Source organism: Flavobacterium sp. XS2P24 (genome assembly GCF_030010285.1).
Taxonomy (GTDB): domain Bacteria; phylum Bacteroidota; class Bacteroidia; order Flavobacteriales; family Flavobacteriaceae; genus Flavobacterium; species Flavobacterium algoritolerans.
Window position 1 is genome coordinate 73,950 of the sequence record NZ_JASCRU010000010.1, and the last position, 17,306, is coordinate 91,255.

13 protein-coding genes are annotated in these 17,306 nt (G+C 32.7%); 2 read left to right on the forward strand and 11 right to left on the reverse strand.

The features are described 5' to 3' along the window. Positions 1 to 10: 10 nt before the first annotated feature. A complete protein-coding gene (locus tag QLS31_RS09015) occupies positions 11 to 1,906 on the forward strand; it encodes a DUF3857 and transglutaminase domain-containing protein (protein ID WP_282743581.1) in 1,896 nt (631 codons plus the stop codon). Next, a complete protein-coding gene (locus QLS31_RS09020) occupies positions 1,906 to 3,879 on the forward strand; it encodes a DUF3857 domain-containing protein (RefSeq protein ID WP_282743582.1) in 1,974 nt (657 codons plus the stop codon). Before QLS31_RS09015 ends, QLS31_RS09020 begins: the two co-directional genes overlap by 1 nt. Positions 3,880 to 3,957: 78 nt before the next feature. On the opposite strand, the gene QLS31_RS09025 is transcribed toward QLS31_RS09020, so the two are convergent. From QLS31_RS09025 to guaA, 11 genes are all read right to left on the reverse strand, one after another. Further along, positions 3,958 to 4,368, reverse strand: a complete 411-nt coding sequence (locus QLS31_RS09025; RefSeq protein WP_099716289.1) for a hypothetical protein — start codon at positions 4,366 to 4,368, stop codon at positions 3,958 to 3,960. 10 nt (positions 4,369 to 4,378) lie between these two features. Beyond that, a complete protein-coding gene (locus QLS31_RS09030; RefSeq protein ID WP_282743583.1) occupies positions 4,379 to 5,323 on the reverse strand; it encodes a nitronate monooxygenase in 945 nt (314 codons plus the stop codon). A 12-nt stretch (positions 5,324 to 5,335) separates the two neighbouring features. After that, complete coding sequence (locus QLS31_RS09035) at positions 5,336 to 6,952, reverse strand: S8 family serine peptidase (protein ID WP_282743584.1); 1,617 nt, start codon at positions 6,950 to 6,952, stop codon at positions 5,336 to 5,338. A gap of 130 nt (positions 6,953 to 7,082) precedes the next feature. Further along, on the reverse strand, positions 7,083 to 8,270 hold the full coding sequence (gene mnmA, locus QLS31_RS09040) for a tRNA 2-thiouridine(34) synthase MnmA (protein ID WP_282743585.1): 1,188 nt from the start codon (positions 8,268 to 8,270) through the stop codon (positions 7,083 to 7,085). 72 nt (positions 8,271 to 8,342) lie between these two features. Beyond that, on the reverse strand, positions 8,343 to 9,056 hold the full coding sequence (locus QLS31_RS09045; RefSeq protein WP_282743587.1) for a hypothetical protein: 714 nt from the start codon (positions 9,054 to 9,056) through the stop codon (positions 8,343 to 8,345). 87 nt (positions 9,057 to 9,143) lie between these two features. Next, positions 9,144 to 11,048, reverse strand: coding sequence for a membrane protein insertase YidC (gene yidC, locus QLS31_RS09050; RefSeq protein ID WP_282743588.1), 1,905 nt, complete (start codon positions 11,046 to 11,048; stop codon positions 9,144 to 9,146). 62 nt (positions 11,049 to 11,110) lie between these two features. Next, positions 11,111 to 12,724 carry a CTP synthase gene (locus QLS31_RS09055; RefSeq protein WP_099714716.1) on the reverse strand — a complete coding sequence of 538 codons (1,614 nt, stop codon included), beginning with the start codon at positions 12,722 to 12,724 and terminating at the stop codon, positions 11,111 to 11,113. Positions 12,725 to 12,876: 152 nt separating this feature from the next. After that, complete coding sequence (locus QLS31_RS09060; protein ID WP_099714715.1) at positions 12,877 to 13,110, reverse strand: DUF3820 family protein; 234 nt, start codon at positions 13,108 to 13,110, stop codon at positions 12,877 to 12,879. Between the two features lie 83 nt (positions 13,111 to 13,193). Continuing rightward, positions 13,194 to 13,595 carry an OsmC family protein gene (locus QLS31_RS09065; RefSeq protein ID WP_282743589.1) on the reverse strand — a complete coding sequence of 134 codons (402 nt, stop codon included), beginning with the start codon at positions 13,593 to 13,595 and terminating at the stop codon, positions 13,194 to 13,196. Beyond that, positions 13,595 to 15,535 (reverse strand): LysM peptidoglycan-binding domain-containing protein, encoded by a 1,941-nt coding sequence (locus tag QLS31_RS09070; RefSeq protein ID WP_282743590.1) that lies wholly within the window; start codon positions 15,533 to 15,535, stop codon positions 13,595 to 13,597. Before QLS31_RS09070 ends, QLS31_RS09065 begins: the two co-directional genes overlap by 1 nt. Before the next feature lie 129 nt (positions 15,536 to 15,664). Next, positions 15,665 to 17,194 (reverse strand): glutamine-hydrolyzing GMP synthase, encoded by a 1,530-nt coding sequence (gene guaA / locus QLS31_RS09075; protein ID WP_282715929.1) that lies wholly within the window; start codon positions 17,192 to 17,194, stop codon positions 15,665 to 15,667. Between the last annotated feature and the right edge of the window lie 112 nt (positions 17,195 to 17,306).

The window sequence follows — 17,306 nt, forward strand, 5'->3', positions numbered from 1 at the left end:
TTTTTTTTGCATGGGGCTTTATAGTTTTTGTCTTTTCACTACCAATGCACAAAATACACTACAAGAATATAAAAACATCTACCCTAATTATAATGAACTCGTTGTAAATGATGTTCAAAATTACAACATAACTATTGAAGATAAAAAGCTAAAAATCATTCAGGATAATCATTATGAATCTATCATTTTAACAGCGAATGGGATACAGAATAATAAAGAATCTTTTTCCTATTCAGAATTAATAAAATTAAAAAGTTATGATGCCTATTCTATTATCAATGAAAACGGAAAAGAAAGAAAAATTAAAGTTACTCAAACTACTGAAAAACAAGCTCAAGAAAGTTCCGTTTTTTATAATGATGTAAAGGAACGGGTACTTACCTTCCCAAATCTAGAGGCAGGATCTAAAAAAGTTTACGATTATCAAACAGAATTTATGGATCCCTATCTTTTACACAAATTTATTTTTGGCAACAATATCCCCATCCAAAATTCCAGTTTAGAAATTAAAACGGATAAAGAAATTACTATTGGCTACAAAATTTTCAATGATCCTAACAACAATATTATTTTTTCAAAAACAGAAAAAAAAGGAAAATGGATTTATAAATGGACTTTGAAAAATATAACACCGTTAAAATTTGAAAATAATTCTCCTGGGTTCTTATACATTGTACCCCATATCAATATCTACATCAAAGACTATATAATAGACAACAAAGTAATTGAAGTATTAGGCAATGAAAACAAATTATTTGAGTATTACAAAGGTTTTGTGAAAAATTTGAACCAAAAAGAAAATGTTGATTTAAAAGCTTTGTCATTAGACCTCACAAAAAACCATATAAATGATGCTGACAAAATTAAAAGCATTTTTTATTGGGTAAAAAACAACATTAAATACATTGCTTTTGAGAACGGTTACGAAGGTTTTATCCCTCGAGAAGCTAATTTTGTTTTCGAAAGAAAATTTGGAGACTGTAAGGACATGGCGAGTATCATATCCAGTATGGCAAAATATGCTAACATTAAAAATGTGAATCTTGCATGGATTGGCACAAGAACAATTCCATATTCCTATGCAGAAATACCAACACCATCAGTAGACAATCATATGATAGCTATTTTTAAGGATGGCGAAGATTATTTGTTTTTAGACGCAACAGACAAAGAAACCCGATATGGTATTCCTACGGCTTTTATCCAAGGAAAAGAAGCTATGCTTAATGAAAACGGAAGTTATAAAATTATATCTGTACCTGTTGTTGCTGCCGAAAAAAATGAAATCAAAGAAGTGGTCAAATTGGCTATTGAAAAAAATAAACTAATAGGTTCCGGAAAATTAGAACTTCAAGGATATAACCGAAGCCATACGTTGTCCAGAATAGGTGATGCATCAAATAAAACCCGCTTTGAAATGATTAAAGAGATGGTTTTAAAAGGTAATAATAAATTCAACCTAAAAGAATATTCCGAAGAAAACCAAGAAGAAAGAGATAAACCCTATGTAATCAACTTCAATTTTGATTTAGATAATTATATTGTAAAAGTTGATAAAGAAATATACATTAATCTTTTTTTAGATAAGATTTATGACAAAATGATTATTGAGAAAGGTCGTATTTCAAAATATGAATTTGAATTTCTAACGTATTTCAATACGAGATATGAATTAGAAATCCCTCAAAATTGCAGTATAAAATACCTTCCAAAAAACTTCACTTTAGATAATGAACTTTTAAAGGCCGACTTTATCTATGAAATAAAAAACAACACATTATTGTTAAACATTCAACTGAAACAAAAGAAAATCCTACTTGAAAACACTGATTTCCAGCTTTGGAATGAAACCATCAAAAAACTAAAAAACAACTATACCGAAACTTTAATTTTATTAGAAAAATAATGAAACAAAACATCCTAAAAAGAATTTTTATTTTTGCAACAATACTAAATTGTAGCATGTTTTATGCCCAAGAACATGAATACACTTTCAAAAACTATGATTGGAATGAAAAAGCAAGTATTGAAATCCCAGAACAGTACAAAAATGAAAAAGAGGTAATTCTGGATCGTATTATGAAGATTGAAATAGCGGTAGCTGGCAAAAATGTCAAACAATATCGCTTATTACATGAAAAAATATTCATTAATTCTGATGATGCGATAGAACGAAATAATAAAATTTACATTCCGTTTGGCAAAAATGAAAATGTCATTGCCAATAAAGCGAGAGTTATCCTGAAAAATGGCAAAATTATTACTTTAGACAAGAACGACATAAAAGAAGAAAATGATGAAGAGAAAGGAGTTAAATACAACTACTTTGCCATTAACGGGCTAGAAAAAGGAGCAGTTATAGAAAAGTTTTATTTATTAGAGGAGACACCTGACCTAAATGGGAAAACTTACAAAATGCAAGACCAATATCCAATAGCAAACTTGAATTTTGAATTAATTTATCCAGAACATTTAATTTTCAAAACAAAAAATTATAATGGATTAGCTGAACCAATAATAGACAGCAAAAAATTTGAAAAAAAATCGGTACTTAGTATTTCTGAAAAAAATATAATTGCCTTAAATGACGATGAACAATATTCTAATTGGGATGTTAAGTTAAAATTATTCCGTTACAAACTAGATGGGAACACTTATAGCGGAGCAAATAATTTATATAATTTTAAAGAATTTGCAACCAATTTACACGAAAGACTGAATCCTACATTGGATAAAAAAGAAATAAAAGCGATTGATGATTTTTGCAAAAGTATTGCCAAATCAAACGATCTACAAGAACAGATTTGGAATATTGAAAACAAAATCAAAAAAACAATTGCTTATGGTAAATATATAGACCAAAAAACAACCCTATCTGATGTAATTGCATCTAAACAAGCAAGCGAAATTGATATTCTAAAACTTTACTTAGCAGTTTTTAAAAATTTTAAGATAGAAAATAACGTTGTTTTTACTTCTAACAGATATAAAATTCCATTTGATAAAGATTTTGAGAGTTATGAAAACCTGAGTGACCTTTTAATTTATTTCCCAACAATCAAAAAGTATTTAACTCCAACAGAAATTGAATATCGTATTCCTCTTATTCCTGTAAGACTAGCCAATAACAATGGTTTATTTCTAAAAGAAAAAATATTTTCGGGAGTACCTATGGGAATTAGTGAAATCGGTTTTATCGAAATTCCAGGTACAGAAATCACTCATGATTTTATGGACATAACCATTGATTTCACTAAAGACATAGAGAATCCTAGTGTAAACAGTCGTATTGCTTTTGGCGGATATGCTGGTTTAAATTTTCAACCTATTAAAGATTTTGCTTCAGCAGAACAATACAAAACGATGTTGAAAAGCGTAGCTGAAAACTACACTGTAGAAACCGAATATCAAACCTTGACGACTGAAAATGACGGAACCGATTTTGTAGGAAAAAAACCTTTTATAATGAATGTAACTTTCGAAGGAAAAGACCTTATCCAAAAAGCAGGTGAAAATTATTTATTCTCTGTGGGACAAACCATTGGAAGACAAATGGAATTTTACCAGGAAAACAAAAGGGTATTACCTGTAGAAATTGATTATCCTCATTATTATACTAGAACAATTAAGATTATACTCCCTAAAGGAGCGTCAGTCAAAAATCTAGATAAATTCGTTATGGATTTCAAAACTGATATAAATGGAAAAACAGAAGCTGCTTTCAACAGTAAATTCATTAAAGAAAATGAAGAAATAACAGTTGAAAACACAGAATTTTATAATATAATAAATTATCCTTTATCTACTTTTGAATCTTATAAAGCAGTAATTAATGCCGCTGCAGATTTCAATAAAATTGTTCTAATTGTGACTAAATAAAAAATAGAAGCCCAACAATTCGTTGGGCTTCTATTTTTATTAAACTATAGACTTAAGAAAAATATAAATCACAATTCATCACATATTGAAAATATTATACACAATAATCCGATCTTCATAATTGATATACAATTGCTTCCTATTATCCTGTTTTTTTCTGGTGATGATAGAAACGGTACAATCTAATCCTTCATTATCCTTACAGGTAAAAGAGTAAACAATATCAGTATCATTCTCTTCAATAGGTTGATAATCTATGATTTCAAACAGTTGAATGATTTGGGAATACACCACTATTCTATTTTTATCGGTATCCAATGTGACTAAAATATTGACTAAATCTAGATCAGACCACTTCCCCCATTTTCCTTTTTCTGTTTTTTCTAAAACGCTAAAACCCGAAGTTTTAAACTTATAATTTTGACCAAAAGAATGCTGTAATCCCATTACTAAAAAAAGTAATACTATATATATTTTTGTCTTTGTCATTCCTAATAAATTAAAAATCAAAATTAACTATTTCTTTTCTGGCTGTTTCAAAATCGGCTATCATTTCCTGAATGATTGTTGCGGCTGGTTTTATATCGTGAATCAATCCTGCTATTTGTCCAATCTCTAATTCTCCTTCGATTAAATCGCCTTCAAACATACCACGTTTTGCCCTTGCTCTTCCCAGCAAATCTATTAATTCTTCTTTGGTTGGACATTTTTCATACAATTCCTGAACATCCTGATAAAATTTATTTTTAATCAATCGAACAGGAGCGAGTTCTTTCAAAGTCAGTTGTGTATCGCCCTCTTTAAGATTTATAATCGTTTCCTTAAAATTATCATGTGCCGATGATTCTAATGATGCTGCAAATCTACTTCCTACCTGAACTCCATCTGCTCCCAGTACCATAGTTGCTAGCATACCACGACCGGTTGCAATACCACCAGCGGCAATCAACGGAATGGTAATTTTTTCTTTTACCATCGGAATCAGCGTAAGCGTAGTAGTTTCTTCTCTACCATTATGTCCGCCGGCTTCGAAACCTTCGGCAACAACTGCATCAACACCTGCGTCTTGTGCTTTTAATGCAAAAACAGAACTGCTTACTACATGAACAACAGTTATGCCATTTTCTTTCAAATAAGAAGTCCATGTTTTTGGATTCCCAGCCGAAGTGAAAACGATTTTTACACCTTCATCAACAATAATTTTCATGATTTCTTCGATATTGGGATACAACATCGGGACGTTTACTCCAAAAGGTTTTGAAGTGGCCTTTTTACATTTTTGAATGTGTTCCCGTAAAACTTCAGGATACATGGAACCTGCGCCAATCAATCCTAAACCTCCGGCATTACTCACTGCACTTGCTAATTTATAACCACTATTCCAAATCATTCCTCCTTGAATAATTGGATATTTAATTTTAAAAAGTTCTGTGATTTTATTCATGTACTATTGCTGCTATAATTTTTTAATTATTTTTCCCGTTTTAGAAAAACCATCTGATTCCATTTTATAAAGATACACTCCTTCATTCAGAGATTTCAATGAAATAATAGATGCCTGTGGCGTTATTTCTTGTTCTAAAACTTTTTGTCCTAAAATGGAATAAATAAATACTGTACCCATATCAAATTTTGCAGGTAAAGAAACCGAAACGGTATCACTTGCTGGATTGGGATAAAGAATAAAATCATCTTTAGAAAAGGATTCTAAAGCCAACTGGTTATTTAAGGCCAATGCAAAATCAGGAATTCCAAATCCATATTGATTATTGGGAGTGGAAAATTTATCCGCTGATTTTAATACTAATTCTCTAATTTCCCGATTTGTTTTTTGGGGAAATGCCTGCCATAAACAAGCAATCATTCCTGCCATTATAGGACTTGAAAAAGATGTTCCATTAGCAGTCACAATATTTCCCGCAGCATCTGACACTATTGCCGCTTGACCTTGTGCCATAACTTCCGGTTTTATTCTTCCGTCAAATGAAGGTCCTACTGAACTGAACGAAGTTAATACTTCTGAAGAATTTACTGCACCAACAGCAATTACCGAAGCTGCATCTGCAGGAACCGCAATATGTGGATCTGATGTACCACCTGAATTACCAGCCGATGTCACTATAATCATACCTCTGCTAAATGCAATTTCAGCCCCACGGGATATGAATGCAGTTGTACCATTTATTTCACTATATGTATGACTATACGCATCATTATCGTAATCAAAATACCCCAAAGAAGTATTGATAATATCCACTCCTAAACTATCGGCTGTTTCTGCTGCTTCAACCCAAAGCGATTCTTCAACAGGATTTTCTGAGGTATCATCTTCGGTGATGAATAAATAATAAGATGCATCTGGTGCAGTTCCCACTAACGAATTTTCTTTGTAGCCACCCATTGAAGAAAGTACCGAAGTTCCGTGTGAAACTCCAGTATAAAAATCAGGATTTCTTAATACAAAATTATAACCTCCTAAAATCTGGTTATTTGTTCTTAATCTTTGAAAAGGCTGAATGGTATTCACTCCCGGAAATCCAGCATCTAAAACCGCTATTATTTTACCGGAACCTGTATAATTTTGTTGGTGCAACTGATGCCCATTAAGCATCTGAATTTGATTCGATGAAGTACCATAAGCATAGTCAATTTTGGTTTTCTTAGTTTTATTTACCCTCTTTATTTTTGACAGCTTCGCTATTTTTGCAGTTTGATTCAGTGTTTTATTTGCAAAATCAACTTTACTGACAAAAGAAAGCATTGCCAATCCATTTATATTTGATTGTGATCCACGAACATGGACCGCATTCATCCATTTGGACTTTGCCATAACAGTAATTCCCGTTGCTGATTTTACTTGATCAATAAAGGATTCCTCAACTGGAACATCTTTAAAATCTATAGCAATATTTTGATTGGTCCTTCTATCTAATGCTCTTTGGGTTAGCATTTCCAAAGGTGTATCTAAATAAAATTGGGAATTGGGTTTTGCATTAAAATATACCCAAGCATCTTGTTGGGAAAAAGCAGCTGAAGTAATCAGTAAAAAAAGAAATATGTAGGTTTTTTTCATAGTAACTTTATTTGTTTAGTCCTAAAAACTTCAACTATCGCTGGGATTGAATCATTATTATTGATTTTCAGGATGTTTTAATCCCAGAAAAACATTTGTTTTTAGAGCTTTTTATAAATAAAGTACTAAACTAAGAAATTACTCCCGAACCAACTAATTCTTCCCCTAAATACCAGGCCACAAATTGCCCTTCTGTTATTGCAGATTGCGGTTCGTCAAAGGCAACGTACATTCCGTTTTCAAATTGATGCAAGGTAGCACTCTGCAAAAGTTGTCTGTATCGGATTCTAGCCATTACTTCCATGGTTTCTCCATTGGCCAAAGCCAAATCTTCACGAATCCAATGCACTTCATTTTTTTCTATAAATAAGGCGCTCTTGAATAATCCAGGATGTTGGCTGGTCAATCCAGTATAAATAGTATTGGTTTCCACATTAGTGGCAATAATAAACAACGGATCAGTTGTTCCTCCAACATTTAGTCCTTTACGTTGTCCAATAGTGAAATAATGAGCACCTTGATGTTTTCCCACTACTTTACCCATGTCTGGAGTGTACGGAATCTTTCGTGCATCAGACATCAAACTATCTTCCAAAGCTAATTCGCCGTCTTTTTCAAAACTGTAAACAGGATCGTTTTTATCAATTTGAATTATAATTCCGTCTTTTGGTTGCAATTTTTGCTGTAAAAACTCTGGCAAACGTACTTTTCCAATAAAGCATAATCCTTGTGAATCTTTCTTTTCGGCAGTAATCAAATCCATTTGAGCCGCTATTTCACGAACTTCCGGTTTTGTCAATTCGCCAATAGGAAATAATGATTTTGCCAATTGCTCTTGAGATAATTGACACAAAAAATACGATTGATCTTTATTAGTATCAGCACCGGCTTTCAGTTGATAAACCGTTTTTCCGTTTACTTCGATTTCACTTTTTTGGCAATAATGTCCGGTAGCCACATAATCGGCACCAAGACTTAAAGCGATTTTCATGAAAACATCAAATTTTATTTCGCGGTTACAAAGCACATCAGGATTTGGAGTGCGTCCTTTTTCATATTCGTTGAACATATAGTCCACGATTTTCTCTTTGTATTCTTCACTCAAATCAACTGTTTGGAAAGGAATTCCTAACTTTTCAGCAACTAATAAAGCATCATTACTGTCTTCAAGCCACGGACATTCATTAGAAATAGTAACCGAATCATCATGCCAATTTTTCATAAAAAGTCCTATGACTTCATACCCTTGTTGTTGCAATAAATAAGCAGCAACACTTGAATCTACACCTCCAGAAAGTCCTACAACAACACGCTTCATCTTCAAAAAATTATAATTTTACAAGGATGCAAAGTTACAAAAGATTTACAACAGTATTTGTTAACTATAAAGTTAATTATTTTTGGATTTTGTTGCATTCTCCGGAAAACTCATATTCGTTTCTTTTACTAATTTCCCTTTTTCAAAAAACTGCCAAATTCCGGATTTTTTACCATTTACAAACTGTCCTTTAGAAACTACATTCCCATTTGTATCACTAAAAATTGCTAAACCGCTATAGATGTTATTCTTAAAAATTGACTCTTCCAATAAAATTCCTTTTTCAGTATATTTTTTATAAAAACCGTTTTTCAAATTATTTTTATAACTGATTTCTTCTGCTATCTTTCCACTGATATAAAAAACGGTACGCAAACCTTCCAGCTTACCATTTACGTAATTTTCTGTAGTCATAATATTTTTTGAAGCTTGATGGTAGTACTTCCATTGTCCTTCAAATAATTTATTAACCACTTTACCCTCACTTACTTTATTCTTATTCTGGTCATAGAAAATGGTATACGCTGAATTGTCTTTTGCATTAAATTCCCTTGTGGCAATTATGGATTTAGCTTTGGTATCATCGTAAAAATTAAAAACTCCAATTTCTTTTCCGTGATCAAAAGTCCCTTCATATCTGGGTCTTTTTGATTCCTCATAAAACCCTTTCCATACTCCGTGCTTTTTCCCTTTATCATCTAGCTTATTGAAATCTGTTTGTACATAAAAAGAGAACACATTCAAAAACATTAAAACTAACAGTCCTTTTTTACAAAATGTCTTCATAATTACTTTTTTATAATAACGAATTTGGATCGCTTAAATTATATGTAAATAAAAAAATCCCGAAATATATCGAGATTTTTTTATTTATTACTTTTTCTTTTGTTGTGCTTTTTGAGCTTCGGCTTGTTCCATAACTTCCTGCAATTTTTTCTGGAATTTACCTTGTTTTTTCGGCTCTTTCAATTTATTTTCTTGAATTTGAGCATGAATCTTATCACTATCGATAAAGTATCTTTTGATGACAATCATAATCCCAATAGTAATTAGATTGGAAATAAAGTTATACAAACTCAATCCCGCACCATAACTATTAAAGAAAAACAACATCATGATTGGCGATACATAAATCATGATTTTCATCATCTTCGCCATATCCGGCATTCCTTCTTGTTGCGGAGCCGCCATTTGTTGGTCACCAGAAGTCATTTTCATATAGAAGAAAATAGCAATCGAAGCAAGCACTGGAAACAAACTGATGTGATTTCCGTAAAAAGGAATATAGAAAGGCAAACGTATTATTTCATCAAAAGAAGATAAATCATCTGCCCAAAGGAAGCTCTTTTGTCTTAATTCAAAAGCTGATGGAAAAAACTGAAACGAGGCATACATAAAAGGAAGCTGAATCAAGGCTGGAATACATCCTGCCATAGGATTTACTCCTGCTTTATTGTACAATTTCATAGTTTCCTGTTGTTTCTTCATTGGGTCTTTTTTGAATTTTTCTCCCAATTCTGTAATCTCAGGTCGCAATACTTTCATCTTGGCTTGTGACAAGAAAGATTTGAATGTAATAGGCGACATTGCTAATTTTATAATTATTGTAAAAATAATAATAGCAATTCCATAAGCTATATAAGTACTTAAAAATCCGAATAATGGAATAAAAATAATTTTATTGATCCATCCGAAAATTCCCCAACCTAATGAGATGATTTTTTCTAAATTTTTATCATAATGACTTAAAGTCTTGTAATCTGTTGGACCAAAGTACCAACTCATTTTATGATCTAATTCTCCATTTTCAAAAGCTAATGGGATATTTGCTTTAAATTGTTTCGTAAAAGTGGTATCGATTTTATCATCTTTTACCAAATTATCAGACTTCACTTTAGCTGTTTCGAAAGGAGTTTTTGACAATAGTATCGTTGAGAAAAAGTGCTGTTTGAAAGCTACGAAAGTTGCTTTTTCAAGACCTGATTCTTCTGATTGACCTAAACCAGCGTAATCAACTTTTCCTTCTTTATGCTCAAAATAAATTTCAGTATAACGGTTTTCGTAAGATACACTTTTCTCATTTCTAAAGGTTTTCAAGTTCCATTCTAAATCCAACGGTTTAGCTGTATTTAAAACTTTGTTCAATCCTTGAGAACGAATATCAAAACCAATCATGTAATCGTTTGGTTTTAATATGTATTTGTATTCCAAGAATTCATTAGCTCCCGCTTTTAATTTCATGGACAACACTTGATCTGCTCCAACTTTTGTCAAAGTAGGCTCAAAATACAAGTCTTTAGAATTTAAAGTACGGTTATCGCTGGTTAGCAATTGTACATTTAAATTAGCATTATTGTCTTTTATCAATTCAACTAATTGCCCAGAACCTTTCTTGAATTTTTCAAACTTTTTCAAAGTAGCTTCAACAATAAATCCCCCTTTATTGGCAATTTTTAATTTAACCAATTCGTTTTCAATAGTTGTAAAACCAGCTGTAGCTGAAGGAAGCGTAGCAGAATAAGCAAAATTCCCTAATGTTTTTTGCAATTGGGCCAATTGTGTAGAATCTCCAGTCGCTGCAACGGCAATAGTAGCTTTTGCAACAGTTTTCGCCTCTAATTCTTTGGCTTTAGCCTGCTTAATTGCAAACTCTTTTTGGGCTTTCTCAGCGGCAACCACTTTAGGATCTGGCTGATTTTGGTACATAATCCAAACCAAAATACCAAAAATTAATGCAAAACCTATAATCGAATTGAGATCAAATTTTTTTTGTTCCATTATAATTAAAAAAAGTTTAAAAGTTTAAAGTGTACCGTTTATTGGAACCAAATCATTTCCAGTTATTTTTTCTTTGCCTGAACCGCTGCTGCTACAAAATTCACAAAAATAGGATGCGGATTCGCTACCGTACTTTTGTATTCCGGATGGTATTGTACCCCAATGAAAAATGGATGATTTTCTATTTCTATAATCTCAACCAATCCTGTATCTGGATTCACACCCGAAGCTATTAATCCTGCATTTTGCAATTGCGCTACATAATTACTGTTGTACTCATAACGGTGACGGTGACGTTCCGAAATAGTCTCTTTTCCGTAAATTTTATATGCCAATGAATCTTGTTTGATATCACATTTCCATGCACCAAGACGCATTGTTCCTCCCTTATCAGTAATCGTTTTTTGCTCTTCCATAAGGTTTACAACCGGATGGGAAGTATGCTCGTTCATTTCAGTAGAATTTGCATCAGCATAGCCTACAATATTTCTTGAATATTCGATAATTGCCATTTGCATACCCAAACAAATTCCGAAAAACGGCACTTTATTTTCACGGGCATAACGAACTGCTTCGATTTTTCCTTCAATTCCTCTTTCTCCAAAACCAGGAGCAACAAGAATTCCGTCTAAACCGGCTAATTTCTCGTTTATGTTTGTTGCGTCAATATGTTCTGAATGAATAGAAATCACATTAACTTTGGTTTCATTTGCTGCACCTGAGTGAATGAATGCTTCCAAAATAGATTTGTAACAATCTTGCATTTCTACATATTTACCAATCAAACCGATGTTTACTGTATGCTTTGGATGTTTCAATCTGCGTAAAAAAGTATTCCAGTTCTTCAAATCCGGAGCCGCTTTTTTAGGTAAATCTAATTTCTTTAATGCAACTACATCAAGTCCTTCTTCCAACATTAAATTTGGTACTTCATAAATAGTCGAAGCATCAATAGACTGAATAACAGCTTCTCTTTTTACATTACAGAATAAGGCCAATTTATTTCTTAATTCTTCAGAAATTTCATGCTCTGTTCTACAAACTAAAATGTCCGCTTTAATACCGCTTTCCATCAAAGTTTTAACGGAATGTTGCGTTGGTTTAGTCTTTAATTCTCCTGCAGCAGCCAAATAAGGTACCAAAGTAAGATGAATCACAATTCCGTTGTGTTCCCCTAATTCCCAAACCAATTGACGAACGGATTCTATGTAAGGCAAAGATTCAATATCTCCTACCGTTCCACCAATCTCCGTAATTACAATATCATAATCACCTGATTTACCAAGCAATTGCATTCTATCTTTAATTTCATTGGTAATATGAGGTACAACTTGTACCGTTTTACCAAGAAATTCTCCTCTTCTTTCTTTTTCAATAACCGAAAGATAAATTCTTCCAGTAGTAACATTATTCGCCTGAGAAGTAGGAACATTCAAGAAACGCTCGTAATGTCCTAAATCTAAATCTGTTTCTGCTCCATCATCAGTAACATAACATTCCCCATGTTCATAAGGATTTAATGTTCCTGGATCTACATTAATATAAGGGTCAAACTTTTGGATAGTTGTACGATACCCTCTGGCTTGTAACAATTTTGCCAATGATGCTGCTATGATTCCTTTCCCCAGAGAAGAAGTCACACCGCCAGTGACAAAAATATATTTCGTTTGATTCATTCTGTTGTTGTTTGTGTTGTAGTTGTGTAAAAAACTTGGCAAAAATACAATTATAAATTGAGAAAAAGCTAATTTGAAAATGAGATAATTTGGAAATTTAAGAATTGGTAAACGTTCTAATTTAAAATTCAGAACATTATTGAATTCATAAATTAAAGTGGTTTCGGGTATCTTTTTTTAATATTTCGTATCAATTCCTCTAATCCGTTCAATTTTAGTTCATAAATCAGTTGAAGCTGCTGCCCTAACTCGCCTTTCGGAAATCCTTTATTGCTGTACCAAACCACATAATATTCAGGCAAGTCAATAAGATACTTTCCTTCGTATTTACCAAAAGGCATTTTAGTATGAGCAAGTTTGATGAGTTGTTTTTGATTTTGATCCATTTTTTTAATAAAAAAGAAGCAAGAGATAAGAAACAAGAACTATTAATACTTCTTGTTTCTTACCTCTTGCTCCTCAAACCTCTTTATTTCCAGTTAAAAATAATACGCTTTTCGATTTCACTATTTAAACTCAGAAAAACAGGACAAGTCATGGCAACTCTTTCCAAAATAGTTTTATTCTTTTGATCCGCTTCTCCATACATTTCAAAAGTAATTTCGATTGCACCGATGCGTCTTGGTTCGGCATTCATGATTTTAGTAACTTCAGCAGTGGAGCCTTTCAAATCAACATCTAAATCACGTGCTTTTATCCCCATAACCGTCATCATACAACTTGCCAAAGCATTGGCTACGGTATCCGTTGGAGAAAAAGCCTCGCCTTTTCCATTATTGTCTACTGGAGCATCTGAAATAATTTCATTTCCTGATTGTAAATGAATGGAAGAGGTTCTTAAATCCCCTAAATATGTCACTTTTGATGTCATTAGTTTGCTTGTTTTATAGTTAAATCAGTGTCATAATATAAGATATACACTCCTTTATTAATATAGCCACCATCTTCTTTTTTGTAAAATTCGAACTTATTATCTACTTGCTCCGTAGCTGTAGTTTCAATCGTTTCTTGATATTTCTTGTCTTGTGACAATCGCATCATGGTATCAAAAGTAATATCAAAACCTCGAGTTGCAAATGCACTAGGATAAATTTTGTTTTTCTTTTTAAATTCTTTTTCGAAAACTAAAGCTTCAGGAGATTCGTTTTCACGAGTAACAGAAGGATACATTAATTTCAATTTTGTTAAATTCACAAAACTAATCTCATCAGTATCTAATGTTTCATTTGGTTCCAAAATAACCAATTGCACTTTATAAGCAGCCATAGCACCTAACATAGTCGCCATTGTTGATTTAATCATTCCGGTGTTTCCAGTTTCCATCACCACATAGTTTATTCTGTCTTTTACAAATAAACTTTTCAAATTTTCAGCAGATACACCACCATTTGCAGTAAGCGTTGAAAATTTTACATCTTTATGATTCTCTTTAATATACTGAATAACCGATTCTTTTTTCTTATCCACTACCGCTATAATATTCCCATTTTTTGCTCTCATGAAATCGAACATCGCATTTTTAACTGCTGTGGCAGTAGGAATCGTTTGAAGCATATTGCTAAACGAATTACCTGTATCTTTTGATAAAGGAGAAATCACCGGCACTTGATTTGCATTTAATAGTTCAGCTGTTCTCTCCACATTATTTTGATAGAAAGGTCCAATGATAGCATCTGAATTTTCGAGATTATTTTCTTTGATTATTCCAGCAACATTAGAGGTATTTTTAGTTTCTTGAGAATCAAAAATACTCACATCTATAGCAAGTCCGAGTTGTTTAGCAGAATCAATCGCCACCAAAGCTCCTGCATAAAAATCTAAAGTCATGTTCAAGAACTTGTCTTTTTTCAAGCGCATTGCAGTCGAATTGACCGTATCTCCTTCAATTTTTGAAATATTGAAAGGCAAAAGCAGCACTAATTTCTTTCTACCGTTACTTTTCTTTGAGATTACAGCGTATTCTTTTTTAGTTTCTTGTGGGATATTAATCGTTGCCGGAAATTTCAAAATCATACCTTCCACAACACCTTGAGACAAAGCAGGATTAAGAGCAATTAATCCTTCTTGACTCATTCCTGCCATTTTTGACAAACTATAAAGTGTTTCTTTTGGTTTTACCGTATAATTTAAATAATTGACTGCAGTAGAAACTTTTTCGGGACTGGCTTTTACAATTTCTTTTTTAGCTTCAACCGCCGGTGCAGTTTTATCCACTTTTGGAGCATTTCCTTTGATAACTAATTTATACCCAACAGGCAAATTCGAAACTATTTCAGGATTTTTTTTCTCTAATTCTTCAATGGTAATGCCATATTTCTTGGCAATAGAATATTTGGTTTCTTTTGGAAGAACATCATGATACACTACTTTTGTTTGCACTGGAGTAGTATTTTTTTGTCCAATGCCAGAAGGAATAGTAAGGGTTTGACCAATTTGCAATCCATCTTTTTCCAAAAAAGGATTTGCTTGTTTTAACGCTTCGTCAGAAACACCATATTTTTTTTCGATTCCATACAAGGTTTCTTTTGGTGCTACTTCATGGGTTACCGTTTTCCCAACTGACTTAGTTTGAACCGCTACTTTTTGTCTCCCGTTGCTTTTTGGAATCAGCAAAACACTATTGGGTTTTAAACCACTTAGTGCATCTGGATTTAATTGGTAAATATCATACGGAGTAACGCTGTATTTTATTGCAATCTGACTGATTGTCTCTCCTTTCTCTACTTTGTGCGTAGTCGTTTTTTCTTGTGAAAAAACGCTGTAATTAAAAAACAAAACCGTTATACAAATCGCAAAAAAATATTTCATCATTTTTATTTATAAAATTATTCAATAATTAATAACGGAACGGTATCAAATTTTATTCCAAAAATCTGATACCGTTTTATAGAGAACATTAAAAACAATGATGTTCAAAAGATTAGATTACAATCTAAATTATTATTCCCACTCAATAGTTGCTGGCGGTTTTGAACTAATGTCATACACCACTCTATTGACTCCTTTTACTTTATTGATGATATCATTAGATACTTTCATCAAGAAATCATACGGTAAATGTACCCAGTCAGCGGTCATACCATCCGTAGATTCTACTGCACGAAGCGCAATCACTTTTTCATAAGTACGCTCATCGCCCATTACACCTACACTATTAACCGGAAGCAAAATTGCTCCTGCCTGCCAAACTTTGTCGTATAATCCCCAAGATTTCAATCCTTCGATAAAAACAGAATCTACTTCTTGTAAAATTCTAACTTTCTCCGGCGTGATATCTCCTAAAATTCTAATAGACAATCCTGGTCCTGGGAAAGGGTGTCTTCCTAATAATTCTGGGTCAATTCCTAATGAAGCTCCTACTCTGCGCACTTCATCTTTAAAAAGCATACGCAAAGGCTCCACAATTTTTAATTTCATGTAATCAGGCAAACCTCCTACATTATGGTGTGATTTAATAGTCGCCGAAGGTCCTTTTACCGAAACTGATTCAATAACGTCAGGATAAATTGTTCCTTGTGCTAACCATTTTACATCTTCTATAAGGTGTGATTCATCATCGAAAACCTCGATAAATACACGTCCAATAATTTTACGTTTGGTTTCCGGGTCACTTACACCTGCTAATTCAGATAAGAAACGATCTCCGGCATCTACTCCTTTTACGTTTAAACCCATTCCTTTGTATTGATCTAATACGTTTTGGAATTCGTTTTTACGAAGCAACCCATTATTTACAAAAATACAGTACAAGTTTTTCCCAATAGCTTGATGCAATAAAACTGCCGCTACTGTAGAATCTACTCCACCAGAAAGACCAAGAACTACTTTATCGTCTTGTAATTTTTCTTTTAATTCTGCCACCATTTCTTCAACAAAAGCATTTGGTGTAAAATTTTGAGGAACTTCTGCAATTTTCACTAAAAAGTTTTCCAGCATTTTTGATCCATCCGTAGAATGGAAAACTTCAGGGTGGTATTGAATTGCATAAGTGGTTTCTCCTTCAATTCTATACGCTGCAAATTCCACATCATGTGTGCTTGCAATTTTCACACCATCAGTTGGTAATGCCTTAATACTATCACTATGGCTCATCCAAACTTGGCTGTTCTCTGAAACACCTTCAAAGAAAACTTCATTCTCTTTTATGAAAGACAAATTAGCTCTACCATATTCCCTAGTATTCGAAGCTGCTACTTCACCTCCACTAAAATGAGATAAATATTGTGCTCCGTAACAAACGGCTAACAAAGGTAGTTTTCCTCTAATTTGAGATAAATCAGGATGCGGCGCATCTTCTCCTCTAACAGAAAAAGGGCTTCCTCCAAGAATTACTGCTTTATAAGATGATAAATCACTCGGAAAATGATTGTAAGGGAAAATTTCGCAGAATATATTTAATTCGCGAACTCTACGCGCAATAAGCTGTGTATATTGCGATCCGAAATCTAAAATAAGTACGTTGTGTTGCATGCGCAAAAATACTTTTTATATTTTGAATTGAAAAATTGATTTTTGAAAAATATTCTTTTTATTTGTCTCACTTGGATTATTCCTCTAAAATCAAATTAAAATAATCCTAAAA